22 protein-coding genes and 1 pseudogene are annotated in these 26,270 nt (G+C 58.8%); 17 read left to right on the top strand and 6 right to left on the bottom strand.

From position 1 onward, the window contains the following. Positions 1–287 precede the first annotated feature (287 nt). The 8 genes from CQW31_RS22485 (at position 288) to CQW31_RS22445 (ending at position 8,910) form a co-directional block, all read left to right on the top strand. Positions 288–1,013: a PFL_4669 family integrating conjugative element protein gene (locus CQW31_RS22485; RefSeq protein WP_023628776.1), complete on the top strand. Its 726-nt coding sequence runs from the start codon at positions 288–290 to the stop codon at positions 1,011–1,013. 26 nt (positions 1,014–1,039) lie between these two features. Next, a complete protein-coding gene (locus CQW31_RS22480; RefSeq protein WP_230852995.1) occupies positions 1,040–1,555 on the top strand; it encodes a DUF3158 family protein in 516 nt (171 codons plus the stop codon). A 13-nt stretch (positions 1,556–1,568) separates the two neighbouring features. After that, entirely contained in the window at positions 1,569–2,081 is a 513-nt protein-coding gene (locus tag CQW31_RS22475) for a single-stranded DNA-binding protein (RefSeq protein WP_023628778.1), read from the top strand. Positions 2,082–2,278: 197 nt separating this feature from the next. After that, the gene (locus CQW31_RS22470) at positions 2,279–2,665 is read left to right on the top strand and encodes a hypothetical protein (RefSeq protein ID WP_023628779.1); all 387 of its coding nucleotides are present in this window, start codon (positions 2,279–2,281) and stop codon (positions 2,663–2,665) included. Positions 2,666–3,086: 421 nt separating this feature from the next. Continuing rightward, positions 3,087–3,284 carry a CrpP family ICE-associated protein gene (locus CQW31_RS22465; RefSeq protein WP_023628780.1) on the top strand — a complete coding sequence of 66 codons (198 nt, stop codon included), beginning with the start codon at positions 3,087–3,089 and terminating at the stop codon, positions 3,282–3,284. Between the two features lie 169 nt (positions 3,285–3,453). Further along, on the top strand, positions 3,454–4,449 hold the full coding sequence (locus CQW31_RS22460; RefSeq protein WP_023628781.1) for an Abi family protein: 996 nt from the start codon (positions 3,454–3,456) through the stop codon (positions 4,447–4,449). A 149-nt stretch (positions 4,450–4,598) separates the two neighbouring features. Then, positions 4,599–6,509, top strand: a complete 1,911-nt coding sequence (gene topA, locus CQW31_RS22455) for a type I DNA topoisomerase (RefSeq protein WP_023628782.1) — start codon at positions 4,599–4,601, stop codon at positions 6,507–6,509. 436 nt (positions 6,510–6,945) lie between these two features. Continuing rightward, complete coding sequence (locus tag CQW31_RS22445) at positions 6,946–8,910, top strand: DEAD/DEAH box helicase (RefSeq protein WP_023628784.1); 1,965 nt, start codon at positions 6,946–6,948, stop codon at positions 8,908–8,910. A 140-nt stretch (positions 8,911–9,050) separates the two neighbouring features. On the opposite strand, the gene CQW31_RS22440 is transcribed toward CQW31_RS22445, so the two are convergent. Then, the gene (locus CQW31_RS22440) at positions 9,051–9,767 is read right to left on the bottom strand and encodes a hypothetical protein (protein WP_212632384.1); all 717 of its coding nucleotides are present in this window, start codon (positions 9,765–9,767) and stop codon (positions 9,051–9,053) included. 210 nt (positions 9,768–9,977) lie between these two features. Here CQW31_RS22440 and CQW31_RS22435 point away from each other — a divergent pair, with 210 nt between their 5' ends. From CQW31_RS22435 to pilV, 9 genes are read left to right on the top strand one after another with little or no spacing between them, the layout of a single operon-like run. Further along, positions 9,978–11,117 carry a TcpQ domain-containing protein gene (locus CQW31_RS22435; protein WP_038707446.1) on the top strand — a complete coding sequence of 380 codons (1,140 nt, stop codon included), beginning with the start codon at positions 9,978–9,980 and terminating at the stop codon, positions 11,115–11,117. After that, positions 11,114–12,829 carry a PilN family type IVB pilus formation outer membrane protein gene (locus CQW31_RS22430; RefSeq protein WP_023628786.1) on the top strand — a complete coding sequence of 572 codons (1,716 nt, stop codon included), beginning with the start codon at positions 11,114–11,116 and terminating at the stop codon, positions 12,827–12,829. Before CQW31_RS22435 ends, CQW31_RS22430 begins: the two co-directional genes overlap by 4 nt. 12 nt (positions 12,830–12,841) lie before the next feature. Beyond that, positions 12,842–14,167 (top strand): type 4b pilus protein PilO2, encoded by a 1,326-nt coding sequence (gene pilO2, locus CQW31_RS22425; protein WP_028692969.1) that lies wholly within the window; start codon positions 12,842–12,844, stop codon positions 14,165–14,167. Next, positions 14,157–14,672 carry a type IV pilus biogenesis protein PilP gene (pilP, locus tag CQW31_RS22420; RefSeq protein ID WP_023628942.1) on the top strand — a complete coding sequence of 172 codons (516 nt, stop codon included), beginning with the start codon at positions 14,157–14,159 and terminating at the stop codon, positions 14,670–14,672. The genes pilO2 and pilP overlap by 11 nt, the downstream gene beginning before the upstream one ends. 12 nt (positions 14,673–14,684) lie before the next feature. Continuing rightward, complete coding sequence (locus CQW31_RS22415; protein WP_023628941.1) at positions 14,685–16,223, top strand: GspE/PulE family protein; 1,539 nt, start codon at positions 14,685–14,687, stop codon at positions 16,221–16,223. Beyond that, positions 16,216–17,382 (top strand): type II secretion system F family protein, encoded by a 1,167-nt coding sequence (locus CQW31_RS22410; RefSeq protein ID WP_023628940.1) that lies wholly within the window; start codon positions 16,216–16,218, stop codon positions 17,380–17,382. Before CQW31_RS22415 ends, CQW31_RS22410 begins: the two co-directional genes overlap by 8 nt. A 22-nt stretch (positions 17,383–17,404) precedes the next feature. Continuing rightward, the gene (locus CQW31_RS22405) at positions 17,405–17,920 is read left to right on the top strand and encodes a type 4 pilus major pilin (RefSeq protein ID WP_023628939.1); all 516 of its coding nucleotides are present in this window, start codon (positions 17,405–17,407) and stop codon (positions 17,918–17,920) included. An 11-nt stretch (positions 17,921–17,931) separates the two neighbouring features. Beyond that, positions 17,932–18,876, top strand: a complete 945-nt coding sequence (locus CQW31_RS22400; RefSeq protein ID WP_023628938.1) for an ATPase, T2SS/T4P/T4SS family — start codon at positions 17,932–17,934, stop codon at positions 18,874–18,876. Next, positions 18,866–20,128 carry a shufflon system plasmid conjugative transfer pilus tip adhesin PilV gene (pilV, locus tag CQW31_RS22395; RefSeq protein WP_023628937.1) on the top strand — a complete coding sequence of 421 codons (1,263 nt, stop codon included), beginning with the start codon at positions 18,866–18,868 and terminating at the stop codon, positions 20,126–20,128. Before CQW31_RS22400 ends, pilV begins: the two co-directional genes overlap by 11 nt. Positions 20,129–21,126: 998 nt before the next feature. Here the strand turns inward: pilV and CQW31_RS22390 are convergent. From CQW31_RS22390 to CQW31_RS22370, 5 genes and pseudogenes are all read right to left on the bottom strand, one after another. Next, positions 21,127–21,369 (bottom strand): hypothetical protein, encoded by a 243-nt coding sequence (locus CQW31_RS22390; protein WP_038705588.1) that lies wholly within the window; start codon positions 21,367–21,369, stop codon positions 21,127–21,129. Positions 21,370–21,718: 349 nt separating this feature from the next. Next, positions 21,719–22,330, bottom strand: coding sequence for a site-specific integrase (locus CQW31_RS22385; protein ID WP_023628936.1), 612 nt, complete (start codon positions 22,328–22,330; stop codon positions 21,719–21,721). A 43-nt stretch (positions 22,331–22,373) separates the two neighbouring features. Continuing rightward, positions 22,374–25,340 (bottom strand): Tn3 family transposase, encoded by a 2,967-nt coding sequence (locus CQW31_RS22380; RefSeq protein WP_003090772.1) that lies wholly within the window; start codon positions 25,338–25,340, stop codon positions 22,374–22,376. A gap of 3 nt (positions 25,341–25,343) precedes the next feature. After that, complete coding sequence (locus tag CQW31_RS22375) at positions 25,344–25,904, bottom strand: recombinase family protein (RefSeq protein WP_003090771.1); 561 nt, start codon at positions 25,902–25,904, stop codon at positions 25,344–25,346. A 293-nt stretch (positions 25,905–26,197) separates the two neighbouring features. Continuing rightward, positions 26,198–26,270 (bottom strand): annotated as a pseudogene (locus tag CQW31_RS22370) (MerR family transcriptional regulator); the annotation flags it as partial.

Below are 26,270 nucleotides of genomic sequence, written 5' to 3'. Positions count from 1 at the left end.
GCATCATTCACTGGCACCGGCACCGGCGCGAGCCAGGTCGAGTGGTTCCACTGGAACCACCTGACAGTGATGCGGCCCGCATCATTCACCGGCACCGGCACCGCCGTGAGCCCGATCGAGTGTTGTCACCGGCACCACCTGGGAGTGTTGCGGCCCGCAACACCAGGATGGTGTGCGCCGACTATGACAAATCCAGCACCCCGGGTTCTTCATTTATTACTGCGCGCCCAACAGCCTAAAAGCAGCATGGACATCGTTCACCCACCTTATATAAGGAAACCATGTCCATGGCTGACAACTATCAGCTCAACATCGGCTCCCTCAGGAGCCAGGTCCAGCTGACTCTCCACACCCACCATGCTGCCCGAATCTGGCTGGGCCGCCAGAAGACCGATGACAAACACAGCATCCTCGGGCTGGCGGGCTTCTGCCTCAAGATCAACCAGATCGACCGTGGAGCGGCCCAGGACGACCCATACTCGGACTGGTGGATGATCAGGATCGAAGAGAAGATTCAGGAAGTGGACGATGCCCTGAAGGCCATCGACAGCCGCCTGGATGAAGTGATGGCCCAGTTGCCCAAGGCGCTCGAAATCGGTGAGAACCTCTCCATTCAACCGCTGAAGCTGCCACTCTTCATTTCCAACCCGCTGGGCTTCAAGGGCGTCCATCTACTGACTCAATACGACGAAGTCGTCCGCCGCATCCTGCTGGCTCAGCACGTCGCCATGATCGGCCGCCGCGATGGCGAGATCTGGATAGACGAGGGTGCTCACCTGCTGCGCAGTCTTTTTGGACTGGCCCAGCTCCATCGATTCTCCGGTGCATCGCGTGACGACTTCGCCGCCAACAATGCACGGGCTGAAAACGCGCGCGAGATGTACAAGCGCTACGGCGACATCCCCCAGGACATCCTGGAAGGCACCCGCAGGTCGAACTTTGCCCCGCCCATCCGCCGTGGTTCCGCAGACCCGGTCGAGGATCTGGATGACGATCTCGAAGGCGAGGCCTGATCCTGATGCGTTTGGACCCCCAACCCATGGAGGCCCTGCAACAGGGTGCCTTCAAACCGCTGCAACAGGGTGCCTATCAGGCGCTGCAACAGAGTGCCTCACTAAAAGGCCTTTTAAAGCCCTTTAAAGGTAAGGGGGAGCTGATCCAGTTGGCGGAGCATTGCGCATCGCTGGAGGCAGGGTTGCGCGCCATTACCCAGGAAGTGCTGGCCCAGGTCCGTCAACATCCATTCGCCCTGCTGCCCGTCAGGCTCATCGAGCAAAACACAGCGGCTGGCACAACCTTTCTTCGCTGGCAAAGCGTGCAAGGTCGGCGCATGGGTGTCGGCGTATGGGCCCAGATGATCCACGCCCCCAAAACACCAACCCACTTGCTGCAGGACCTGTTTGCCCTGGAGCAACACCGAATCACCCTGAACATGCAGATCAGCCTCATCCACTCAATCGGCAAACAGGCCGCCGAGTGCGCAGAAAAAATGGGGCAGGCCGAGGCCGAATATCAGGCTCGACTGCAGCAGGTCATGAACCCACCTCAACACTGAACGGAGATACACCATGGGTACACCAGTAGTTTGGGAAGGCAACGTCGGCAACGCTGCCGAGCACCGGTCGTTCGCCAACGGCAACAAAGATCCGCGGCACATGCTGCGACTCAATGTGATGTTCGACAACTCGATCCCTGATGGCCAGGGTGGCTACAAGGATCGTGGTGGCTTCTGGGCCAACGTCGAATGGTGGCACCAGGATGCCGAGCGGTTCGCAGCGCTGTTCCAGAAGGGCATGCGCGTTGTGGTGATTGGCCGCGCGATCATGGACAGCTGGACGGATAAACAAAGTGGCCAGGAGGTGTCTGCGCTCAAGGTCGAAGCCAGCCGGATCGCGATTCTTCCACATCGCATCGAGCACGTATCTCTGTCTGGCGGCGGCGGCGGTCAGCGTCCGACCAACCAACCGCAGGGTCAGGCGCGCAGTCAGACCAGCGGTGGCCAGGCTCAAAACGTGCCTCAGCCGAGCCCCGAGGACATGCGCCACTACGGCGAAGGCTTTGACGACGACATCCCTCTGTAGCCCCCCCTTAATTTGGCGCGCCACATCGCGAAGCTCCTGGTGACAAGGATGTCACTACGAGCTACCCCTCCCTTCGATGAAGCTTCGCCGTAGAAACCCAACTACATCTTGGCAGGCATTTTTCAGGCGCCGTTCGTGAAGTTGCCGATGACAAGGACAGCGCCTCGCCACCTATTTCCGCTTCGAGGTAACGTCCCGTGCACCACGACTACCCGGAATATCCATCCGTCAAAGCGACGGTAGACTCCTCGCGCTACATGGAAGCCGTACATGCTCTCGAAGGCGTTCCCCAGGTCTTTTGCGACGGCGAAACCATCCTCCTGCCCGAGGCTGAGGTGAAGGCCATCGAAATGCTTCGCTCCCAGTTCAAGGCCACCTTTGAGTATGGGCAGGCCGAGGAGTATCAGTTTGCGACCAAGGCCCGGGATGCAGGAGTGACGGCTGAGCTCCTGCGACTTGGGCAGGCAGTTTGCGACATCACAGGCCAACACGCTGAGGTGATGGTTCGTGCCGCATTGGAGGACCCCAGCGCGACGCTGCTGGCTTGGTCGGCACTCTACCGCTCAAGCATGATTCCCCACTAGGTCTGGCACACGGGCATTGGTGTGGGGCCTAATTTTTCCGCCGCCATTCGTGAAGTTTCTGGGAGCCAGAACAGATCGACGCGACCGCCCACTCGACACTTGGCGTCAGATGCCACACAACTCCTGGCGGCCAGAACCTACTGCCCAGGGTCGCGCGCCTCGGGAAGCTCCCGCAACCAGGACGGCAAGTCGTGGCCGAAGGGGCGCTGCAAGCAGCGCTTGCCCAGGTCAGGAGGCGGTTGAAATCGTCGCATTGGCAAATTACCATTTCCTGAAGGCATCTCCACCCTACAGCTGCTAACGTGTTTAAAAATTAGCTACTGGAGTCGAAAAAAGCGCCTTGTCGCGAGGCTTCCGGTATCAAGAATGTTTGAGGCGTGATCTGCCCGGCAGGTGCAGGGGCACTGATGAGGAGCATTCGATGCAGCATGTAGTGGCCCAGGAGCGAAAAGCGGATAGGCGCCAGTTCAACAACCCCCATCCTGCGGTGGAGGCTGCCGGAGTGGAAGCCGCCGAGAAAGGGCTGCCCGTGTATGCTTGTCCCTACAAGCACCCCGCCATGTTGGCCTCTTGGCTTAAAGGGTACAATCGAGCCCAGCAGCTCATCCTCAGCCTCTGACCTCTTGCTCTTACAGCCTCCAGCTTGCGGTGGCCTTCACAGCCAACCTGCTGATTTTGTCTTGACACCCCTCCGCCTTCTCCCTAGAATCACCGCCCAATCGCGCCTGAACCTCTGGTGCTGGCTTTGTCCAGTATTATGTTTGGGCCTTCTTTTATCTGGAACATGGATGTTGCAGCAGCTAGCCCCTCCTAAGCCATTCAAAAATTATTCCGAACTGGTTGAGCTACTGATTACCAGAGGCATGCTCGTACCTGACCCCAACCGAGCAGAACGGAAGATTTCACAGATCGGCTATTATCGGCTCAGTGGTTACTGGCAGCCCGCGCGCGACTTTGATAGGGACGAGCAACAGAATGTCCTTATCTGCCAAGTAACACGCAAACCGCGTAGAAAAAGCAATTTTCTACCTGACACAACCTTCAATGACGCCGTCGATCTTTATCTTTTTGATAAGAAACTTAGACAACTCATGCTTGACGCGATTGAACGGATTGAGATCCAGGTCAGGACTGTAATTGCTCACGAGGTTGGCTACCACTCACCAATGGCGTATACGGACTCGCAGTTCATTCGCCCTAAACAGACCGAAGACTGGAATGACCGCAAAACTAACCAAAAACGAAATACTTGGTTAGAGTGGCAAAAACGCCAAAAAAATCTGTTGGATCGTAGCCAAGAAGACTCCATTGAATGGCATAGACGCGCGCACAAAGCTATTCCGTTCTGGGTAGCTGTGGAGGCATGGGATTTTGGTACACTATCGAAATACTTCGAAATCCTCAAAGGCAACCATCAAAATCGCATTGCGGCTCGACTAGGTATTAGTGATACCCACGTGCTAACTCAGTGGCTACGAGAGATAAATACCTTGCGCAACAGGTGCGCACATCATACTCGTATTTGGAACCAAGTAGCGGCCAACCCGCTCTCCGTTCTTGACAACCCTTATTTTCAAAACCTGGCGCTTGACCAAAATGCCCGATCTCGAATATTCGGGCTAATCAGCGTCATCTGGCTGCTTGTTCAACGCTTGGGGCCAAGTTCAAGCTGGATAAAACAGGTCGCAGATCTACTCGACTCTAAGCCCTCCTTGCCTGGTTGCCAATTCTCCTCACTTGGGCTTCCAGAAGCTGGATTCCCCAGGAAGCTCTTTGGAATCTGATCAAGGAGACTAAATTGCACCACTCCTCATCACGCAATTCATAAAAGCAATCCCAACGAATTCCCGCCCTTTCAGTTGACCATTTCGCGTTGTGCCGCCTCCGGCCGGCGGCAAGAGTGCGCTCTGTTCGAACTGTTCAGGGTCACCTTATGAAACTCATGATCATCGAGGCACCGGGCAAGCTGAAGAAGCTAGGGCCCATGATGAAGAAGATCCGGCCTGGCGAGCAATGGACGGTTGTAGCCACTGGTGGCCACATCCGAGACCTCCCTGAAAAGGGGATGGACGAGACGATGATCACCACTGGGGTGCTCAAGAACCTCCGGCCGGTGTACGAGATGCTGCCCAAGAGTGCCCGCAACGTCAGCACGATCCGCAAGGCGCTAAAGGACGCCACCGAGGTTTATATTGCCACTGACCCGGATCGCGAAGGTGAAAGCATCGCCTGGCACATTCAGCAGGCGCTGCGCATCAGCGAGTACAAGCGCGTCACCTTCAATGAAATCACACAGAATCGTGTGCGGGAGGGTTTGGCTAACCCCCGCAAGATCGACGGCCAGCTCGTTGCTTCACAACAGTGCCGTAGGGTGCTCGACCGCTTGGTGGGCTACCCCGTCACTCAGGAGCTGCGCCGAGTCATGGGGCAACCCACGTCTGCGGGCCGTGTACAGTCACCTGCGCTCTACCTGGTTGTACTGCGCGAACGGGAGATCCGCAACTTCAAGGTCATCCACCACTTCGGCGCAGAACTGACCTTCAGGGACGAAGCTTCCAGCTTGGCCTGGACTGCCGCATGGCAGCCGGTGCCGGATTTTGCCAGCAAAGAACACCCTTACGTCCAGGACGGCACGCTCGCCGCCCGGGTCGCCGCCACCCGTGCAGTTATCGTGGAATCGTGCGAAGACGGCAAGAAGCGGCGTCCGCCGCCCGCACCGTTCATTTCGTCCACTTTGCAGCAAGCCGCCAGCGTGGCGTTGAAGTGGGACCCCGACAAGACGATGCAGATTGCGCAACGCCTGTACGAGCAGGGTGTCATCACATACCACCGGACGGACAACCCCAACCTGGCCGATGAGGCCATGCCTGACATCCAGGCTGTCGCACGACGCCAGGGGCTCGACGTTGTAGACGAACGCCGGACGTTCAAGGCAGCAGACAGCGCACAGGAAGGTCACCCTGCGATCGCGCCAACCGCTTGGGATGATGAGGTTGCGGGAGAGTCTTCCGATGAACAGGCGCTGTACAAGCTCATTCGGATCCGCGCACTGGCCAGCCAGCTCGCCGATGCCATCTACGACGTGCGTACCGCAAAGTTGCTGGCCAAGGGGCCGGATCAAAGGCCGCTGCGCTTCGCTGCGACGGGTAGCTCGGTAGCCTATCTCGGCTGGATGAAGCTCCTGCAGCAAGACGACACGGATGAGGAGTCGACCGACCTGCCCAAAAATCCAGTGCCGGCGCTGCAACCTAAGCAGATCCTCAACGTACTCCAGGGCGAGGTGTTGAACCAGAAGACCAAACCGCCAGGGCGCTTTACTAAGGCCAGCTTGATCAAGGAACTGGAGCGTCGTGGGATTGGCAGGCCCAGCACCTTCTCCGCGATCGTTAAAAACATCACCAGCAAGGGCCTGGTCGTCGAGGAAAAGCGCAAGCTGGTACCAGGACCGCTGGGAGAGGCTACCGTCGCCCAGCTGGAAGGCCGATTCAGCTTCCTCGAGCTGGCTTTCACGAGCACGCTGGAGAAGGACTTGGATCGAATCGCCCGCGGTGAGGATAGGTACGGCCCTGTGGTCGCCAAGTTCTACGAGCACCTCCAGAGTGAGCTGGAAAGCCTCCGACAGGCGCCCACAGTGGCGATGAAGGCGCGGTCGCCTGAATCCTCATCGGGCGCCCAGGACGGCTACTCCTGCGGCAAGTGCGGGATGCCTCTCGCGCGCCGACAGAAGCGCGGCGATGGCGGTTACGACTTCTGGGGATGCACCGGGTTCAAAGCGAACAACTGCCGCGTGAGCTACCCCACAGTGGGCGACAAACCTGATATGACCAAGCCCAGGGGCATGTAGGCGAAATGTTTCGAAGGCGGTAATCCATTTCTCCTGTAGCAGGTTTCCCCCAACTGCCAATCTGCTCGCTCTTACGGGTGCGGGTAGGCGCACCTTGAATGATGACGAGTTGACTACTCATCCTCCCGGAGGTGCTTGTGGCCCGTTCCAAGAAAGTCATTGACCGGTTGAAGGCCGAGCAGGCGGACAATCCGAAGGTCCCTCATTATGAATCCCGGCCAGGCGAGTCGTGCTGGCCGTTACAACCTGACGACATCAAAACCGCTGGGTACTGGAAGCAGGAACGCAGACGTGTGCCGAAGGGCTCAGAGCCTGCGGCGTACGTAATCAGTGGCCAGGGAGGGTCGCTTCATGGCTCAGTACTCTTAACCCGATGGGTGCCTGCCTACCACCTGGACCAGACTGTGCCGATGAAGTCCAAGAGCGCGGACGCCAATTGAAACGGCCACGCCTCCTCAATAGCCAACCAGTGTTGCTCGAAGCCGCCGTATTCGACGGCTACGACATGGGCATCCTCATGCCTTACATTGAAGGCGCAAACAAGGTCATGTTCGCACGGAGCGGGTTCTTCATTCGCCGCAGTGATCACCCGCTCTGCCGCTACTGGCGCGTGCCCAAGGCCAAGCTCATCGACGAGCTGGACCTGGTGTACCACCAGCTGATCGAGCTGGCCGGTGGCAAGGTCACTGAGTCATGGCAGGCCTTCCGCCAGAAGATCGAGAGCGCGCTGGCCAACCCACGCCGGGACGCGTTCATCTCGGGAATGCTACTGCGAATTGCCCCGCTCGCCGACGGCGGTGTGCTGCTGTCCGGAGATTATCATCCTGGAGTAGTTGCAGTGGCCCGCCGGATGCGGGGAGTGTTCCTGGGCAAATCCAGCTCGTGGCGAGTCAACGCCACCGCCGAAATCCTGCGCAGCAACCTGGTCCTGGAGCTCGGTCTTGTGGAGGAGCAGTTCGAGATCCTGGACGTGGTACAGGAGCTCCTGGGCGATGGCTCTGTGGTTCCAGCAGCAGACATTCCACGCATCAGCCTGGGCGGTGCTCCTCAGGAACCCTCGACAGCCGCCAGCGGTGAGGAGAGCTCCAACGACATCTACCTCGCTGCCGTCTCGCCGATTGAACGCACCGAGTTCTCAGATGCCACGATCGCCCAGGCCCTGGTCGGCTATTCCCTGCTCGATCACCAGCCTGCTGGCATCGCTCACCTGCTCCAGCGCACCAGCGCACTGCTGGCTGATGATATGGGCCTCGGCAAGACGCGCCAGGCCATTATCGCGGCGCATATCAGTGCAGCCGGTCGCCCGATCCTGGTGGTGACCCTTTCCTCGTTGCTGATCAACTGGCAGCGCGAAATCCTGGCGGTCTACCCCGACGCGACAGTCGCTGTGCAGAAGCACGACCCGCTGGTCCAATGGATGCTGATCAATTACGAGCGTCTCGGCGACTACGTGCTGCTGGCTGAGCATTACCACGTTCTAGTGGTCGACGAGGCGCACCAGTTGAAGGAGCCGACTGCCGAGCGTACACGCCATGGCTTCGATATCGCAGCCAAGGTGCCGAATCGCTATCTGCTGACAGGCACGCCTGTCCTCAATCGCGAGACAGAGCTGCACACCCTGCTACGTCTATCGGGGCACCCGGTCGGCCAGTTGCCCCTCAGCGATTTCTGCGAACGCTTCGCCGGCAGCCCAGAGTTCCGGCAAAACCTCCGGGCAGAACTGGGCGACTGGATGCTTCGCCGGCGCAAAGACGTTCTGCCCGGGCTCAAGGGTAAGCACCGGCAGTTGCTGCCCGTGGCGATGGGGGTGGAGGAGCGGAAGAAGTACGACAGCATTCGCCTCGAGGACAGGCCCATCTTTGCCAGGCTCGGCGCGCTTCGCCATTACCTGGAACAGGTGAAGGTCAGAGTCGCTATGGACCTGCTGGGCGAGCTGGACCCCGAAGACAAGGTCATCCTGTTCTGCGAGTTCAAACCCACCGTCGCGCGCCTCAAGGAGCTGTGCGATGCAGCCGGTATCGGGAACGTCACCCTGGTCGGCAGTGACACACTCACCAAACGCCAGAAGGCGATCGACAAGTTCCAGGGCGACCCCGACTGCAGGGCTTTCATCTGCACCACCCAAGCCGCCGGTACCGGCAACAACCTCACGGCCGCCAACTACGTCTTCTTCCTGGGCCTGCCCTGGACACCCGGACAACAGGATCAGGCCGAGGACCGGGCGTACCGGAATGGTCAGCTCAGGACGGTGATCGTGAAGATCCCCCTCGTGGAGAACAGCATCGATCAGCAGCTCTGGCAGATGCTCTTAGCGAAGCGCCAAGTCAGCTTGGAGCTCATTGAGCCGGAAGAGCAGCAGGACGCGCTGGCCAAGGCAATGCTTGCAGCGACTATCCAATAAGTAGGATCGCTTGGGAATCACAGTTTGAGCTCATGAATGATATAGCTCCGAAACTTAACCCTTTCAACGTGAACCCAATGACTACTACCAACCTAAATCCTTGGAAAACAGGCCGATGCATTGCTGCCAAACATGGGCCATCAGATTATACCGGCGTCTCTCTGTAACTTGGCGATATAGGAGTTCAACGCCTTAGCAAATACTGGCAGGGTCTCATTCACAAAAACCCAATCAAAAGTCAGTAAGGCGCTGGTCCATCCTACGCTGTAGATAACCCCATCCTCACCGATTTCTTTGTCCCCATGAGTCATGTTGAAGCTTTCGTGATCAAAGTGGGCACCATGCTTGTCTCTGTATCCCTTCGCGGCCTCTAGAAACTCATAAAACTTGACTTTAACGTCACCTGAGAAGGCCTCAGAAATCACCTCAGCGACAATCGGCTCCCAAAACGATTTCTTATTTCCCGCAATAACCCCGGGTTTACCCCAACCAGAATTAAAAATAGTGCACAACTTTATAATGATTTCTTCTGTGATTAATTCATCAATAAGGTGAACATCGTGAACATCAGGAAACAAGGAGCCATGCTCTGATTCAAAACTATCTAATGCCTCGCCCTCAAGTCGCAGACCAGTTTTTAATCTGCGACGTTCCTGATCATACAGCTCAGTAATATTTTTTGGCCTTCCAGTTCTGCAGAAGCGGTCTACTCGTTGCATAAGCGCCAGGAGATCCAAAACCCTAGCCAGTGCTATTTGCCACAAATACAACCTACCTAGTGTTTCTTTCATGGTTATCTTTTTTAATTTGGTATTGAAGCGGACATGATCGCCGACCTGGGCGGTGATGAAATGCACTTTAGGCCAAGAGATACTCTCAGCGATAGGCCGATCAGCCTTACGCCAAGAAAATCATGCCCCCCTGGCCGCTGCCGAGGGCACCCAAGACAACCCGTTGCACGAACTCATCAGCCCACCGGAAAAATCTGGTCCTGCGAGATATTGATTTCCAGCTGCGCGGAAAGCTATCGGCTGTCACCGTTGCCTTCAATGACTACAGGGGGCCTCATGATCAGGCAGTTGACCACTCTCTCGCTCGCCGCACTCGTTGCGGGTTGTGCGATTCAGAAGGCTGAGCAGCCGCCGAAGCCGGCGTTCGATAGCAGCCGCAATCCCGAATGGCTGTCTCCGGACATCTACCCGAACGGAGCAAGTCCGGAGAAGGAACCCGTCGTTCGGTATGGCCGCTACACCTTGGTGAGCACCCAACCCGACGCGAGCCAGCGCGACCTGATGGCACAGATCATCGACGTGACCATCCCATCGAGCATGAACCCCAGCGTTCGGGACGCCATGCTCTACGTGGTCGACCGGTCAGGTTACGCCCTCTGCCCGCCCAGCTCGCAACACGTCAACATCCTGTACACCCGACCTCTGCCAGCAGCCCAGTACAAGCTCGGCCCAATGACTCTGCGAAACACCCTGCAGGTCCTCGCGGGCCCGGCCTGGCAGGTGAAAGTCGATGAGGTGAACCGTCAGGTGTGCTTCGTGCTTCGCCCCGGTTACCAATTGCCAACCCCGTCGACGCCGGCAGGCCAACTCTACGCCGACAAAGCGCGGGCTCCTGGAACCAGCCCCGCCACACCAGCCTCGACGCCAGGCGTAGTCGTCGCCGCAGTGCCTACTCCCGCCCCCATCTCCACGACTACACCCGCTGTCGCAGCCCCAGCGGCAGTGGCTCCCGCGCTCCCCCCAATGGCACCCGCCAAGGATGGCTCTATCCCGGCTGCGATGGTAACCACCGCGGCTAAACCTTCGACACCTGCGTCCCCAGCACCGAATGCGCCCAACCAACTTGCAGCATCCAAGCCAGCGGCTGCCGTGACCACTACAGCAGTGGTGGCCCCGGCCATCGAGGTCAAGCCCGCCACACCACCCCGGCCGCTGCCCCAAGTATGGACGGCCGAAGTTGGATCAACCCTGCGCGATACCGTTGAAGAATGGGCCAAAAAAGCCCGGTGGCGGGTGATCTGGGCCCAGGAAGACCTCAACTATCCGATCGAGGCACCGCTGCACTTCGAAGGCCCGTTCCAGGAAGCCATTAAGCAGCTGTTCCCGCTCTACGACAATGCCCCGCGATCCTTCGTCGTCGACGGTAGCGAAGGCTCCCAGAGCGTCTTGTACGTCGCTGAGAGGAAGAAGAAATGAACAAGTTTTCTTGGGTCCGCTGGGCATTGACCCCGATCGCCTTGGCCCTGCTGAGCAGCTGTGCCGTGCAACGGGTTAATGAGTCGTTCGACCGAGCAGAGTTCCAGGGCCGCACGGCTGGCCAGTACACCAAGTTCCTGCAGAACCAGCAGCCACAACAAAACCGCGACACGGTCGTTTTCAGCAACAAGCCCTGGGTTTCCACTGAGCCGCTGGTGACCAGGCGCGGGCTCCCGTTCAGCCTGGACCGTGACATTGCCTATCGGCCTGCAGGCCCAGTGTCGATCACCGACGTGGCTCAGCTGATCACCAAGGAAACCGGGCTGCAGGTCATTGTAGCGCCTGACGCATTGAACCCCGGGATCCTCTCCTCGAAGTCTGCCGGCACTACCGCTCGCGGCGCCGCTCAGGCTGTACCTGATCCAGACAGCCTAGCGGGTCTTCTGCCAAATGGCATGGCGGGGGCAATGCCTGGCAGCGCAAGCTCATTCGACTTGGGCCTCGGCAGCGGAGGACTGATCTCCGGCCTGAACTACAACGGCAAAACCTCCGGGCTGCTTAACCAGGCCACCTCACGCCTGGGGCTGTCGTGGCACTTCGACCCTGAGCTGCAGGGCGTGCGCATTACCTACTTCGACACCCGCACCTTCGACGTCTGGACATTCGGCGACGAGTTGGAGATCGAGAGTACCGTCAAGTCGGGCCTGCTGACCTCCACCGGCAACGGCGACTCGGGCTCTTCGACATCTTCGGGGGGAGCCACGGGTGAATCCGGCAGCAACCAGAGCACCAAGTCGACGTACAAAACCTCACTGATGAGCGACATCGAGAGCAACGTCAAGGCCATGCTCAGCATGCAGCCTCCAGGGCGGCTGTATCTCTCTCGCTCTACCGGCACGCTCACCGTCAGCGACCGGCCGGAGGTGCTGAATCGAATTTCGGCCTACCTGAAAGATACCAACCGCAGCATCACTCGACAGGTGCTGTTCAACGTCAAGGTCTACGAGGTTAACTTCAGCGACAGCGACCAGACGGCTGTCAACTGGAGCGCTGTCTACAAGTCCATCTCCGGGAAATGGGGTTTCGGCCTGAGCAACACCGTCGCCGGCATCAGTTCCGAGGCGATCTCTGCCAGCGGCAGCATTCTGGATACGTCCAGCTCTCCGTGGGCAGGCTCCAAGGCCGTCGTGCAAGCCCTGTCAGAACAGGGGCGCGTCTCCGAAGTGCGCTCGCCATCGGTGACCACGCTGAACCTGCAGCCGGCACCGATCCAGATCGGCAACGTCCAAAGCTATGTCGCCTCCAGCTCGACCACCACCACCGCTTCCGTCGGTTCCAGCACCGCACTGACACCGGCGACGATCACCAGTGGCTTCAACATGATGCTGCTGCCCAAGCTCCTGGACAAAGAAAACATGCTGCTGATGATCACCCTCAGCATCAGCAGCAAGCCAATCTTCAAGGACTTCGAGAGCAACGACTCCAAGGTCCAGACCACGGACTACGACACCAAGAACGTGGCGCCCAAGGTCCGTCTGCGCAGCGGTGAGACACTGATTCTGACTGGGTTCGACGAGAACGGGGATGACGCCCGTAAATCCGGCGTTGGCAGTCCTAGCTTCTTTGGCTTGGGCGGTGGGCGAACCCGCTCGACGTCCCACAGCGCCCTGGTGGTACTGGTGACACCAATCGTCCTCCCGGACAACCTGTAAGTGGCGGCGCTCATGAACACCGATACACACAAACCTTCGAGCCGGGTGCAGACCATCCAGCACCGGGGGCGTGTCTTCGTCACTGGCATGCTCTGGACGCCCCTGGGCAACATGACCAGCTACATGAAGGAAGCCCGTCAGTATGGCCATGAGCACGGCCTGGACATCGTGGCTATCCGAAGAACGTCGCTCATGATCCAGGCGGGCTTTGTTTCCCGCTCCGCTGACGTTCACAAAGGCATGTACTCGCTGGCTGCGACCTTGGCTGGCCAGCTCGGTGATTCATGGATTGCTGCCTGGGCCGTCGACGCCGATCAAGATCGCTATGCCATCGTCGCTGTCCATGAGGGCAGGATCATCCCGGGTTGCGACCTGATTGCCACGGCATCGGAAGTCCGTAAACGGGTGTTGCAGCAACGCAGTCGCGGCATCCAGTTTGAGCGAGAGTTCTTACCAACCGAGTTTGGCATGGGCGGCGACCTCATCGACATCGATGAGCTGCTCCAGCCGTCCCGGCTCAAGCGTGAATACCGGCTGCGTCCACTCGTGTTCGGTATGTCCAAGCCTGAGCTGGCTCAGTTGCTCCTGGTGGCCCTCTTGATCGGTGGAGGGCTACTGGCCTGGTCACAATGGAAATCCCATCAGGCAGAGATCGCGCGTCAAGCTGCCATCGAGGCGGAGAAGAAACGCCTCGAGGAGCTGGCCGAGCTGCAGAGGCAAACAGGCACGGAACAACCCATCCAGGCGCTGGAGCACCCCTGGGCGAAACAGCCCTCGGTCACCGATTTCGTTGAGGCCTGCAGCAGGTTCATGAACCGATTGCCGCTGAGTATCCGCGGCTGGCCCTTCATGGAGGCAAAGTGCAACAGTTCACAGGTTATTGCGACCTACGAACGCGCAGGTAACAGCACCGCTCACGAGTTCACGATGGCTGTCGCAGAACTCTTCTCTATCCGCCCGGAGTTCATCAATCAGGGTAAGACCGGGCTGCTGAAATTCGACATTTCCCTTGATGCTGCCGGTGACGACGCCCTCATTGAGGCCAGAGATGCTCTGGAGAATTTGACCAGTTGGTTCCATGGTTTCTCTCAGGAACCGCAGTTGCAACCGATCCCCGTTGTTACGCCTCAGGAACCTGCTCTGCCAGGTCAACCCACGCCACCTCCGCCGCCGCCTCCCCAGTGGCAGCAGTACCAGCTGTCGTACACCTCTGGCGTGCTGCCCTACGACTCCTTCAATGGCGCTCCAACCCAAGGGCTGCGCCTGCAGGAGATCAAGACCGAATACAAGGCCGACCACCTGATCTGGTCAGTCACAGGAGTCCTGTATGCGAAATAACTTCAGCCTGATCCTGCTCACGCTCTGGATGCCAATTGCCGGAGCACAGACAGCGACAGATCTCTCAGCCATCAGCGTCGGCGAGCTCGGCAAGGTGCAGAGCGAAACCATCTTGTTCAAGGCAAAAGCCGAACGCGCGAAGGCAGAGCTCGAGGCAAACGGCACACTACCTAGCCCCCCCCAGCCAGTGACGCAGTTTCCTACTGTCGGGCTCACTCCCGCCATGACGGCTACATCCTCAGGGCCGCGCCAATCGGCATTGCCGGTGGTGAAAGAAATCAGCGGCTCCGGACAGAAATTACGGGCAAGCCTGATCTACAGCGACGGCAGCGAGCTTGACGCCAAGCCTGGCAGCGAGCTGCCGAACGGTTTCCGGGTCCAACAGATCACGCTCGATGGGGTCGTGCTGACCAAGGAGGGAAAGCGATACCCACTTGGATTCGGTAACCGGGTGGTATCTCAGCCACAACAGAGCCTCCCCGGCCTCCTGCCCGGCCAACCCTGAGGAGTATTGACCATGACCGAGCTATCCGCAGAGCCCGTCGATCTTGAGCCTGCCGAACTGACTTTGGCGCCGTTGCCAGTGGCGGTACTGACCGCCCCAGGCGGCCCTCATGCGATTAAGGAAGACTTGCGCCAGGTCCTGGCCATGACCGCCGATGGGAAGCTGTACATCTCTCCCCAACACGTCAGTGACCCCTACGTGATGGCATTCATGGACCAGCTTGAGCACAAAGGCATTGACTACGAAGTGGTCTTAGCCTCGATGACTGAGATCAAGACGCTGTATCAAGCCTCGGCGTCGAGGGGCATGAAGGCACTTGTCGAAACCCAGCGCCAAGCCCAGGTGGTGGAGTTCATGGGGGACGCCCACCGGCGCGGCGCCAGTGATGTTCACATCGTCGTTTCGCACGATGTCACCCGGATCAAGTATCGGCTGTATGGGGTCCTTCAGGAGGTACGCCAGGAAAAGAGCGACGTAGGGCGTGAATTCTGCGCTGCTCTGTACAACAGCATGTGCGATGTTTCTGGCGATTACTACCAGCCCCACATCGCTCAGGATGCCCGCGTCAGCCGTAAGTTTGTCGACCAACTGGGCTTGTACGGCGCTCGGGTTGCAACCCGGCCGCTGGTGGATGGCCCGCTGATGGTGATGCGTCTGCTGTACGACGATACCTCCAAGCAGAGCTTCGAAGAGCTCGGCTTCCTGCCTCAGCAGATCGAGCACTTCAGAAGACTGCGGAGCCTGCCTTACGGACTTAACCTGATTACTGGCCCAACAGGATCCGGAAAATCCAAGACCCTGCAGGTCAATCTCAACGCGCTGTATGACGAGACTGGTGGCTCCAGGCACATCCTCACGCTCGAGCATCCCCCTGAGTATCCGCTCAAGGCTAACCAGTCACCGATTTACGCCGGCGAGACTTGGGGTGACGGTATTACCAATGCCGTACGGCTTGACCCAGATGTCCTCATGTACGGTGAGTTGCGCGACCTGGCGTCAGCCCAGGCGGCGTACACCGGCGCCATGACTGGTCACCAGAGCTGGTCAACCCTGCACACGAACAACGTGATCGCCACCATCCAGCGCCTGATTGACATGGGCGTGGCTGATTACCTGGTCACCGATCCACTGCTGACCACTGGGATCGCTAACCAGTCATTAGTGCCGGTGCTCTGCCCTGCTTGCCGCATCCCGCTGCGTGAGCATAACCACGGCATCAGCAAGGATCTCTTCGCCCGGCTGAAGCAGCTGCAGATCGTCGACCAAGTCAATCTGGTCGGTGAAGGTTGTAGCAAGTGCAGGAACCTTGGGGTCGTCGATCGCACCGTTATCGCCGAAACCTTGCTGACCAACGTCAAGCTCATGGATACGTTCACCAAGCGCGGTGCAAGCGCTGCGCGCAGGTACTGGGTCAACGAGATGGGTGGCATCACCAAGATCGCCCACGGGATCATGAAAGTCACCAGCGGGATAGTAGACCCACGCGATGCCGAGCTCTTCGCTGGGCCGCTCGACTTCGACAGGCAGCTGATGGAGCAATCCGATGTTTGAATTGCTTCAGGACTTCTGGACAGGTGTACGGGAGGCCGCCCAGGGCTGGGCGGTCACCTTCTATGCAAAGCAGTTTGGGAAGAACGAGCGAATCCAGTTCTACGAGAGCCTGATGGGCGTCCTGGAGGACGGTATCCCGATCGAAGAAGCACTGGAGACCGTTGCCAAGGCGTTCAGCAATGACGGTAAAACGATGCATCCCGTGTCAGTCATTTGTGGTCAGGTGGCGATGCTAGTGCGGGGAGGAAAATCTCTCGCCGACGCCTGCAGGAGCCATTTGCCATATGACGAGGCTTCCCTGGTCGATACCGGGGAGAAAACCGGCAACCTTGTGGAGGCTTTCCGGGACTGCGTTCGGCTCATCGAGGCCCGCCAACGCATTTCTCGCCTGGTTGTCTCCGTCGTAGCGCTTCCATCGATTACCTGGAGCCTCATGGGGGCGCTGCTGTATGTCATCGCCACCTGGATGGTGCCGTCGATGGCTCAGCGGCAAGATCCAGAGCTGTGGACCGGCATCCCAAGTCTGCTCTATGTAATTTCCAAGGTAGTCACGAACTACGGACTTCTGATCGTTGCAGTCGTGCTGACCCTGGTCGTCGTCTCGTTCGTGACCCTCCCATACTTCTGCGGCCTGCAGGTTCGACCGAACAGCCCGGTTTGGAAAACGCAGCTCAGCTTGCTACTGCAGACCACCAGGCTGCGGCTCGAAGGCATTCCCCCCTGGTCAATCTACAAAGTCCTGCACGGCTCAATCTTCCTGCTGAACATGTCAGTGATGCTCCGCGCCGGGGTGGGCCAACTGAGTGCGCTCAGCATTCTCAGCCGGAGCGCCTCTCCCTGGCTGCGAGAAAGGATCGACGCCATCAACTACGGCGTCAGTTCGGGTAAAGACTTCGGTACAGCACTCAAATTAGCCGGGCACCAGTTCCCGGATCCGATGGCCATCCATTTCCTGCAGGTCTTGGCCACACGCCAAAGTTTCGCCGCATCGATGGAGAGGTTCGCCAATCGCTGGCTCGAGCAAATGCTCAAGCGGGTGGAAACGGTCTCGAAGTCCCTTACAGCCCTATCCGCAGTAATCATGGGCCTGCTCATGATCTTCGTGATGGTCGGCATCTTCCAGCTGGCCATAGGCCTGATGGACTCAATCCAACACTAAGCACACAGCCCAGAGGCAACCAATGACACTCTCTACCCCAAAAAACCAACGTGGCTTCCTGTCCATCGACGGCGTGATGTGGATCATGCTCATTACCATCGCCTTAGGTTTCATCGCCTGGATCGGCTACAAGATGCTGGGGAGTTCCGATGCCGCTGTAGAGCAAAGCAACATCACCACCATCATCACCAACGCCAAAAAGCTGAAGGGATCTTCTGGATATGGCACATCGGGGACTAATCTCGTGCCTTCGCTGATCGCTATCGACGGAACCGGCTCAATGGGCGTTTCGGGCACCACCCTGACCAACCAGTGGAACGGCGCCGTCACGCTTGTGAGCAATGGCATGACCTTCACCCTCTCCGAGAGCAACGTCCCCAAAGCGGCTTGCATCACGCTGACCACCAAGATCGCCAAGGACAAGCAGACCACCACCGCCATCAATGGTGGCTCGGCAACCAGTGGCGAGGTCCTTCCCGCCGCCGCTACAACAAGCTGCTCCAACGAAATGAACTCGATCTCCTGGACTACTTACTGAAGGCTGCCAGCGTGAGCTTGATTGCAGATGCTGAGTTCGTGGACCTCTATCTTGGCCATGATTTTGCCGATGTGAAGGGGCTGGCAGGTCAGCCCCGCAAGGCCGCCGCTCCTCCGGAGTGGTTGACCGAGATCCAGGAACTGAGGGCGCGGTGTCTGCATCAGTACGAGACAACACGTGAGCCTGAATTCGCCCTCGTGTTAGAGGATCGCGTGCTCTTGCGAGTGACGTACAACCTGGACGTCTTCACTAAGCCGTTTTTTGTGCTGAATCGGTCAAGAGCAACCATCATCCCTCTCGAGGATCTTGGGTTACCGGACCATATTTACGAGTGCCTGCTCGCCGAAGAAACCCGGGGCCTGGTGTACTTCGCTGGTGAGATGGGCACCGGCAAGACCAGCAGTGCTGCCTCGGCGGTGAAGGCCCGCCTGACATCACGCGGCGGCCTGGGCCTGACTGTAGAAGACCCGCCGGAAACGCTCCTCCAAGGCGAACATGGCTCTGGCCGCTGCATCCAGTTGCCGGTTTCCCGTATGCAAGGCGGCTATTCAGAAACGCTGATACGCGCTCTTCGAACTCGCGCTGACCTCATCCTGGTCGGTGAAGTTCGAGACACGGCCACTGCCGCTGAAGTCATCAAAGCATCCATCAATGGCCATCTCATTTTCTCCACTGGGCACGGCGGCAGCATCGGGAGCTCCATCCAGCGCCTGGCTGTACTTGCCGAGCCCATCATGCCGAATGCCCTGGAGGTGCTCTCACAGGGGCTGACTGTGGTCATTCACCAAACCCTCCTCCGTCCAGACCACGGACAGCCGCGACTCACACTCCAAACGCTGTCACTGACCCTGGATGACGCGCCGTCCATCCGCGAGAAGATCCGCAGCGGACATCTTCAGATGATCGAGCAAGACATCGTCACCCAATCGAACAGGAGTCTCTGGCATGGCCAGTAAACGCGGGCAGGCTGGATTTTTTACCATTGATGGCCTGTTCGGCCTGATAGTGATGAGCATCATGCTGTCTCTCGCGGGTTGGTGGATGCTCAATTACGGCAACCAGCAGGACTACCGGATCGCCGCGGAACACCAGCGGACTGTCGCTGACGCTTTTGCCAAGTACCTCAAGGACAACTACTCCGTGGTGCTCAGCAATGCTGGCCCGACTACGCCTGTCCAGGTCACCGTAGACATGATGCAAAACACCAAATATCTGCCGGCGGGCTTCAGCTCGACCAATAGCTTCGGCCAGACCATCGTCGGCCTGGCCAGGCGCCTCAACGCTAACCAGCTCGAGGCCATTGTGGTGACCACCGGTGGCCAGGTCATCCCGGAACTCGGCATTCGGACCATCGCTGAGCATCTTGGCGGGCCGGGCGGATTCATATCGTCACTCAAGCCCGGAGTCATCCAGGGTGTGCGAGGTGGATGGGAAGTGGCGCTCAGCAACTACGGCATCAACCCTGGGCAGGGACATACCGCGAGCGCGCTCTTCTTGATGGACGGCGAGCTGGCCAACGACTACCTCTACCGCAACGCTGTCCCAGGCCACCCTGAATACAACCGGATGAACACCGCGATCGATATGGGTGGCAACGACATCAACAATGCCCGCGCGGTCACCGCGACGAGCGACATCACCAGTAAGGACGGCTGGTTCAGAAGCCAGAACGACACTGGGTGGGTGAACGAGAAGTGGGGGGGCGGCATCTACCAAGCTGATGCAGACTGGGTCAGGGTTCTTAACGACAAGGGCCTGTTGACAGGCGGAAAAATCCGCGGCGGGACACTGCAGGCGGACGGACGTGTGACAGTTGGGGAGTATCTGGATATCGAGAGCACCGCTGTTGAAGGACAGGCGTGCCCGAAGATCGGCATCCAGTCGAAAAACAACCTGGGCGCGCCCCTTACCTGCCAGTGCCTCACACCTTCTTGCCAATCCGGGGTGTGGCGTTCAGCTGGCGGTGGAAAGGTTCTTACTGGATTTATCACCCACGGCCAGCAAATCCCTCTTCCAAGCGGCAGTACCCAAGATAGCTGTACTTGGTCGGCTTCCGATGCGTCAAACCCTCACCCTGCCCCGAGACCCGATTATGCTGGCGGTAATTACGCTTACGCTGATAGCAATCGGATCGTAACCTGTGGCTTCTATGACAAAGGTGCATTCAACCCAGGCGGTGCATGTAGCTATGTGATCGCATGTAACTAGACGCCTGAAGCTGCTACTAGGATCGCACGCATCGCGCGTACATACTTTGCCCTCTTGGGTATGAGCTATCAGCAGTTGATAGATACCAGAAACCATCAGCCCCTATGTAAATCTTCCCCCAATAACTATCGTAGTTATTCAAAGAAGCCATGCTGATCAGGGTGGGAAAGCAGAATCCTTCAGTGCTCGCAATCATGCGGACTGTTTGTTGGTAGCCGGCAATGTATTCGGCGGTCAGCTCAAATTTTGCTGCAGCCTGCCGCCACGCACCGGATTGGCAAACCTGTTAAGGCTTGCTGCAAGAGTAAGTTAGGCATGGATTACAGCCACCTATCTGGACACCTCCGATCAGGTTTGGAACCAGTCCCGTCGGGCAGCTATATCCACCGGTAAATCTATTCACGTACTGCCCGGTTATCCCAGTCATAAAGCCAGAACCTACACCATCTGCAGAACCGCCCGATTTCCACACCCCGGATTGGCAAACCTATTGGACACAAAAGAATGGAACTGCTGCTCCACCTGAAGCTATATCTAAGGCTGCGTCACTGAGGCGGAAAGTGAAGGCCGCTGCCGAGCCCCATTCACTAGTCCAGTAATAGACTCCATTATTGAGCCCCATTGATCTCAAAATGTGCATTTCCGACAGGCTTGCCAAATGCCATTTCTCACCCTTGGAACCGCAAACTTGGTTGGCGGCATACCAGGTGTTTGCTGGACTAACTTCATGTTTAAGTTTTCTATCACCACTGCCAGCCCACACCCCGGATTGGCAAGATGGTTACTTTTGGCAAACGTGATACCAATAGTATGGAGTTGCACCTGCGTAACTGAAACCTGTGAGGTTTGAGGAAAATCCCAACGGACAACTACATGCACCTGTTTGGGGGTTGGCAATACCACATCCTGATTCGGTCATTGACCCAACTCCTGTATATGCTCCCCCAAACCTTGCCGACACTGCTTTCCAAGCACCGGATTGGCAAGATGGTTATGCGTTACGTCGAACTGCTTGCCTGGCCTTGTAGTTTTAATAAGTTGTTCAAGTGTTGGTCTAGTGACGAAATTTGGTCGGAATCGGCCAAGCCTCGAGAAATCTGTCGCAAAGTCTCTAATGCTTTAGCAGACTCTGCAACAGCCTCAGAGTGTTCTTTGGTCGCCAACTGCTCAAGAAGAGCATGCTGTGAGCTCAAGCTGGAAATAGTGGCCTTGATGAAAACGAGAAAATCCAAACTATTCATCTCACCACTCCCTTATCGATGAGGTTATTGGTAGGTCTTTAACCCCAACCGTGTACCCATAGAAATTGTAATGGGTAAGGACCCCTGCATTCGCCACAGCACAGCTGACGCTACTGCCACAGAACACGTATCCGAAACCACCGCATACATTGGACCGACACTTGATGGTTCCAGAAAACAGACTACCCGTTACGCTACCGGTGCCGCTGTACCCAGTATTGCCGTTAATGCCGATTTGCCATCCGCCAAGCTCGCCCGAGCCGGCGGCTGTCCACACACCGGATTGGCAATAGGATTGCCCCAAGATGCCCAATCCACAAGGCCTGGGCAATCTCAAGACATCACCTAATCACCGCAAAAAAGTGTGAGCCCCATCTGAGGGGCAATTCTGGCTCAACGGGTCGAGCATGATTATTTCGCCCTCGTTAACCTGCTCCAGATACTGATCAGGAGCTGGAATAGGCTCCTTGTCCCTTAACGACACCATCAGATGACGTAGCAGCGCATCTTCCGCCACTCGCTTTGCCAACTCTGCAGTACCCCCAGCGCCTTGTACACCATCGAAGTCGAGCACCCGCACGGTGACGCCGCTGGGTGTTTCCGAAACGACAGCAGGATACGGCACCAGGTGATTGATGATCACCTGCTGGCCACGGTGCTTGTTCCCCTCAAGCTTTTTCACCAATCGGGACGCTTTCAAGTGGGTGTACCTCTTCAACATCGCCAGGCTCTTGTGACCACTGATCGCAGCAATTTCCATAATGTCGAGTGTGCCGAGCTCGAAGAGGCGCGAGCAGGCTTCATGCCGGAGGTCGTGGAAATGAAGGTCCTTGATGTCCAGCCGTTGCAGCATGATGCGCCAGGCCGACTTCAACCCATTAGCGGTATAGCCAAACACCTTGCCCTTCGTCCGTGCCCCGAGCTGGATCAACGCATCACGAGCTTTGAGGCTCAGGGGCACATCCCTCTTCGGGGCGAATAGAGAAAACGGAAAAAATCGTACGCTAAGGTTTTCCGGGCAGCCTTAGCGGCCGAAACTTCCCGTCCTCCAGCCTGCGGCTCTGCCGCCAGACATAATCGCCGGTCAGATTGATGTGCTCCCACCCCAGCGGCGACAGGTATTGCAGCAGCTCACCATCCACCGACTTCCCCGCATCGCCCATCGCCTGGGTGGCGCGCTCCAAGTACACCGTGTTCCACAACACGATGGCGGCCGTCACCAGGTTGAGGCCACTGGCCCGGTAGCGCTGCTGCTCGAAGCTCCGATCCCTGATCTCGCCGAGGCGGTTGAAGAACACCGCCCTGGCCAGGGAGTTGCGGGCTTCGCCCTTGTTCAGTCCAGCATGCACGCGCCGGCGCAGCTCGACGCTTTGCAACCAATCGAGGATGAAAAGCGTGCGCTCGATCCGGCCCAGCTCGCGCAGGGCCACGGCCAGGCCGTTCTGGCGCGGATAGCTGCCGAGCTTGCGCAGCATCAGCGAGGCGGTGACCGTGCCCTGCTTGATCGAGCTGGCCAGGCGCAGGATGTCGTCCCAATGGGCGCGGACGTGCTTGATGTTCAGGGTGCCGCCAACCATTGGGCGCAATGTCGGGTAGTCCTGGACGCTATTCGGAACATACAGCTTGGTTTCTCCGAGGTCGCGGATGCGCGGTGCGAAGCGGAAGCCCAGCAGGTGCATCAGGGCGAAGACATGATCGGTGAAGCCAGCCGTGTCAGTGTAGTGCTCCTCGATCCGCAAGTCGGACTCGTGGTACAGCAGACCGTCGAGCACATAGGTAGAGTCGCGCACGCCGACATTCACCACGCGGGTGCTGAACGGTGCGTACTGGTCGGAGATGTGGGTGTAGAACAGCCGCCCCGGCTCGCTGCCGTACTTCGGGTTGACGTGGCCGGTGCTTTCGCCTCGACCACCCGCCCGGAAGCGCTGGCCATCGGAAGAAGAGGTCGTGCCGTCGCCCCAGTGAGCGGCGAAGGTATGACGGTACTGGTGGTTGACCAGCTCGGCCAGGGCCGCCGAGTAGGTTTCGTCTCGGATGTGCCAGGCTTGCAGCCAGGACAGCTTGGCGTAGGTCAGGCCGGGGCTCGACTCGGCCATCTTGGTCAGCCCGAGGTTGATTGCATCGCCCAGGATCGCTGACAGCAGCAATGTCCGGTCTTTGGCCTCGGCACCGTCCTTCAGGTGTGTGAAGTGGCGGCTGAAGCCCGTCCAGTCGTCCACGTCCATCAGCAGTTCGGTGATCTTGATGCGCGGCAGCAAATGGCTGGTCTGGTCGATCAGCGCCTGCGCGGTATTGGGCACCGCGGAATCCAGCGGGGTGATCTTCAGCCCGGACTCGGTGAGGATGGCATCGGGCAGCTCGTTGTCCTTGGCCAGGCGGGTGACGGTGGCCAGCTGCTCGTCCAGCAGCTGCAAGCGCTCTTCCAGGTACTGGTTGCTGTTCGGGTTGATCGCCAGGGGCAGAGCCTGCGCATGCTTGAGCGCGGCGAACCTCTCTGCCGGCAGCAGGTAGTCGTCGAAGTCGCGGAACTGCCGCGAGCCCTTGACCCAGATGTCACCGGAGCGCAGCGCGTTCTTCAGCTCGGACAGGGCGCAGATTTCGTAGAAGCGCCGGTCGAGGCCTTCCGGGGTTATCACTAGCGGCTTCCAGCGCGGCTTGATGAAGGCGGTGGGCGCATCGGCCGGCACCTTGCGCAGGTTGTAGGCGTTCATCTCGCTCAGGGTCTGCACGGCTGCCAGCACGCCTTGCGCAGCCGGGGCAGCGCGCAGTTCCAGCACCTCCAGCAAGGCCGGCGTGTAACGGCGCAGAGTGGCGAAGTTCTCGCCGACCAGGTGCAGATGGTCGAAGCCTTCCGGCCGGGCCAGCAGCTCGGCCTCGCTGACGCTCTCGGTGAACTCGTCCCAGGGAATCACCGCCTCAATGGCGGCATAGGGATCGCTACCGCTTTCCTTGGCTTCCAGCAGAGCCTGGCCGATCTTCGAGTACAGGCGCACCTTGTCGTTGATCGCCTTGCCCTGCTTCTGGAACTGCTGCTGATGCTTGTGCTTCGCGCTGCTGAACAGCTTGACCAGGATACGGTCGTGCAGATCGACCAACTCATCAATCACCGTCGCGGTGCTCTCCAGCACCACGGCGGCCAGGGTCGCGTAGCGTCGCTGCGGCTCGAACTTGCCGAGGTCTTTGGGCGTCATCTGCCCACCCTCGCGGGCCAGCTTGAGCAGGCGGTTCTGGTGGATGTGTCGGCCCAGGCCTTCGGGCAAGTCCACCAGCTGAAATGTCTTCAGCCGCTCGATGTGTTCGAGCATGTGGCGGGAGTTCGGTTTCAGCGGTGCCTGTCGCAGCCAGGTCAACCAGGTGATGCTGCTGCCGGCCTTGAGCTTCAACAGCTCGTCCAGCTTGGCCCGATGCGAGTCCGTGAGTGGTTCGACCAGGGCGCGGTAGACTCGGCGATTGGCCCGCGCAATGGCCTCCGAACAAGCTCGATCAATTACGCTCAACGCCGGCAGAATGCGCCGCTTCTGTCGCAGGCTCTCCAGGGCCTGACCGGCCAGCAGTAAGCCCTTGTCGGTCTGCTGGGCCAACTCGGTCAGCTCGCGCACCAGGGCGCGGAAGTCGGACAGGCCGAACGGGGCCAGTTGTAGGTAGGTGCGCAGTTCCTGGGCGTGCTCGCGGCGAGTCACGTCGCGTTCGCCGTACTTCAACCAACTCGCCGGGTCGGCCTGAACTTGCTTGGCCACCCACTGGATGACCGGCTCGGGCGGCTCGCTGTCGGTGCCCAACGCATAGCCGGGGTAGCGCAGCAGGCTGAGCTGCACCGCGAAGCCCAGGCGGTTGGCGTCGCCGCGCCGCTGGCGGATCAGCGACAGGTCGGAGTCGTTGAAGGTGTAGTAGCGGATCAGGTCATCCTGGCTTTCCGGCAACGCAAGCAAGGTGTCGCGCTCCGTAGCCGAGAGAATCGAGCGACGCGGCATGGTTCAGTCGTCCTTGCGAAGGTACTGATAGAGGGTTTCTCGGCTGATGCCGAACTCGCGGGCGAGCTGCGCCTTCGGCTCGCCCGCAGCGGCCCGCTGCCGCAGCGTGATGGCTTGCTCGTCGGAGAGGGCTTTCTTGCGGCCCCGGTAGGCACCGCGCTGCTTGGCCAGGGCGATGCCCTCGCGCTGCCGCTCGCGAATCAGGGCGCGCTCAAACTCGGCAAAGGCCCCCATGACCGACAGCATCAGGTTGGCCATCGGCGAGTCCTCGCCGGTGAACACCAGGCCTTCCTTCAAGAACTCGATGCGCACACCGCGCTGGGTCAGCTTCTGCACCAGGCGGCGCAAATCATCGAGGTTTCGTGCCAGGCGATCCATGCTGTGCACCACCACGGTGTCGCCTTCGCGAACGAAACCGAGCATGGCCTCCAGCTGGGGACGCTGGGTGTCCTTGCCCGAGGCTTTGTCGGTGAACAGCTTGCCGACCTCGACCTGTTCAAGTTGGCGTTCCGGGTTCTGGTCGAAGCTGCTGACCCGGACGTAACCGATGCGTTGTCCCTGCAAGATGCCTCCATGGGCTGGATGGGCGGCAGGGCTTGCGTTGGTTTTTGGTTCCATTGCGCCCGAAGCCTTGAATTTGTCAGGCTGAAATCTATGACCTTGGCAAGCATGTGTCAAAGAATGTGAAAGCGGACTCTATTCTGACGGCGTGATGCGCCTTGCCTGACATCCAGTTAGGTGTCACTTTCAGAAGGCGACAGCACGAAATATCAAAAGTCGACCGCACGGTCTTTTCTGACGTTGGAGTCGCCTCAGAAAACGGAAAATAAAGCACGCTAAGGCGTAGTTCCCTCGGGCTACACCGCGTCCGCACTGCGCGGTTCTTTCTTCCCTTGCAGTGACGCAATCAGCGGGCAGGAAACGTTCCCC

The organism is Pseudomonas sp. 382, assembly GCF_002759075.1.
Lineage (GTDB): Bacteria > Pseudomonadota > Gammaproteobacteria > Pseudomonadales > Pseudomonadaceae > Aquipseudomonas > Aquipseudomonas vlassakiae.
The sequence above is the reverse complement of the archived record's forward strand: the minus strand, read 5'-3'. Positions and strand labels throughout refer to the sequence as shown.

What these genes read in the sequence shown, in the direction of transcription:
- CQW31_RS22380 (WP_003090772.1), bottom strand. Translation starts at nt 25,340, where the DNA reads ATGCCGCGTCGCTCGATTCTCTCGGCTACGGAGCGCGACACCTTGCTT.
- CQW31_RS22465 (WP_023628780.1), top strand. Translation starts at nt 3,087, where the DNA reads ATGCAGCATGTAGTGGCCCAGGAGCGAAAAGCGGATAGGCGCCAGTTC.
- CQW31_RS22460 (WP_023628781.1), top strand. Translation starts at nt 3,454, where the DNA reads ATGTTGCAGCAGCTAGCCCCTCCTAAGCCATTCAAAAATTATTCCGAA.
- CQW31_RS22430 (WP_023628786.1), top strand. Translation starts at nt 11,114, where the DNA reads ATGAACAAGTTTTCTTGGGTCCGCTGGGCATTGACCCCGATCGCCTTG.
- CQW31_RS22390 (WP_038705588.1), bottom strand. Translation starts at nt 21,369, where the DNA reads ATGAATAGTTTGGATTTTCTCGTTTTCATCAAGGCCACTATTTCCAGC.
- pilO2 (WP_028692969.1), top strand. Translation starts at nt 12,842, where the DNA reads ATGAACACCGATACACACAAACCTTCGAGCCGGGTGCAGACCATCCAG.
- CQW31_RS22405 (WP_023628939.1), top strand. Translation starts at nt 17,405, where the DNA reads ATGACACTCTCTACCCCAAAAAACCAACGTGGCTTCCTGTCCATCGAC.
- pilP (WP_023628942.1), top strand. Translation starts at nt 14,157, where the DNA reads ATGCGAAATAACTTCAGCCTGATCCTGCTCACGCTCTGGATGCCAATT.
- CQW31_RS22415 (WP_023628941.1), top strand. Translation starts at nt 14,685, where the DNA reads ATGACCGAGCTATCCGCAGAGCCCGTCGATCTTGAGCCTGCCGAACTG.
- CQW31_RS22410 (WP_023628940.1), top strand. Translation starts at nt 16,216, where the DNA reads ATGTTTGAATTGCTTCAGGACTTCTGGACAGGTGTACGGGAGGCCGCC.
- CQW31_RS22485 (WP_023628776.1), top strand. Translation starts at nt 288, where the DNA reads ATGGCTGACAACTATCAGCTCAACATCGGCTCCCTCAGGAGCCAGGTC.
- CQW31_RS22435 (WP_038707446.1), top strand. Translation starts at nt 9,978, where the DNA reads ATGATCAGGCAGTTGACCACTCTCTCGCTCGCCGCACTCGTTGCGGGT.
- CQW31_RS22480 (WP_230852995.1), top strand. Translation starts at nt 1,040, where the DNA reads ATGGAGGCCCTGCAACAGGGTGCCTTCAAACCGCTGCAACAGGGTGCC.
- CQW31_RS22475 (WP_023628778.1), top strand. Translation starts at nt 1,569, where the DNA reads ATGGGTACACCAGTAGTTTGGGAAGGCAACGTCGGCAACGCTGCCGAG.
- topA (WP_023628782.1), top strand. Translation starts at nt 4,599, where the DNA reads ATGAAACTCATGATCATCGAGGCACCGGGCAAGCTGAAGAAGCTAGGG.
- pilV (WP_023628937.1), top strand. Translation starts at nt 18,866, where the DNA reads ATGGCCAGTAAACGCGGGCAGGCTGGATTTTTTACCATTGATGGCCTG.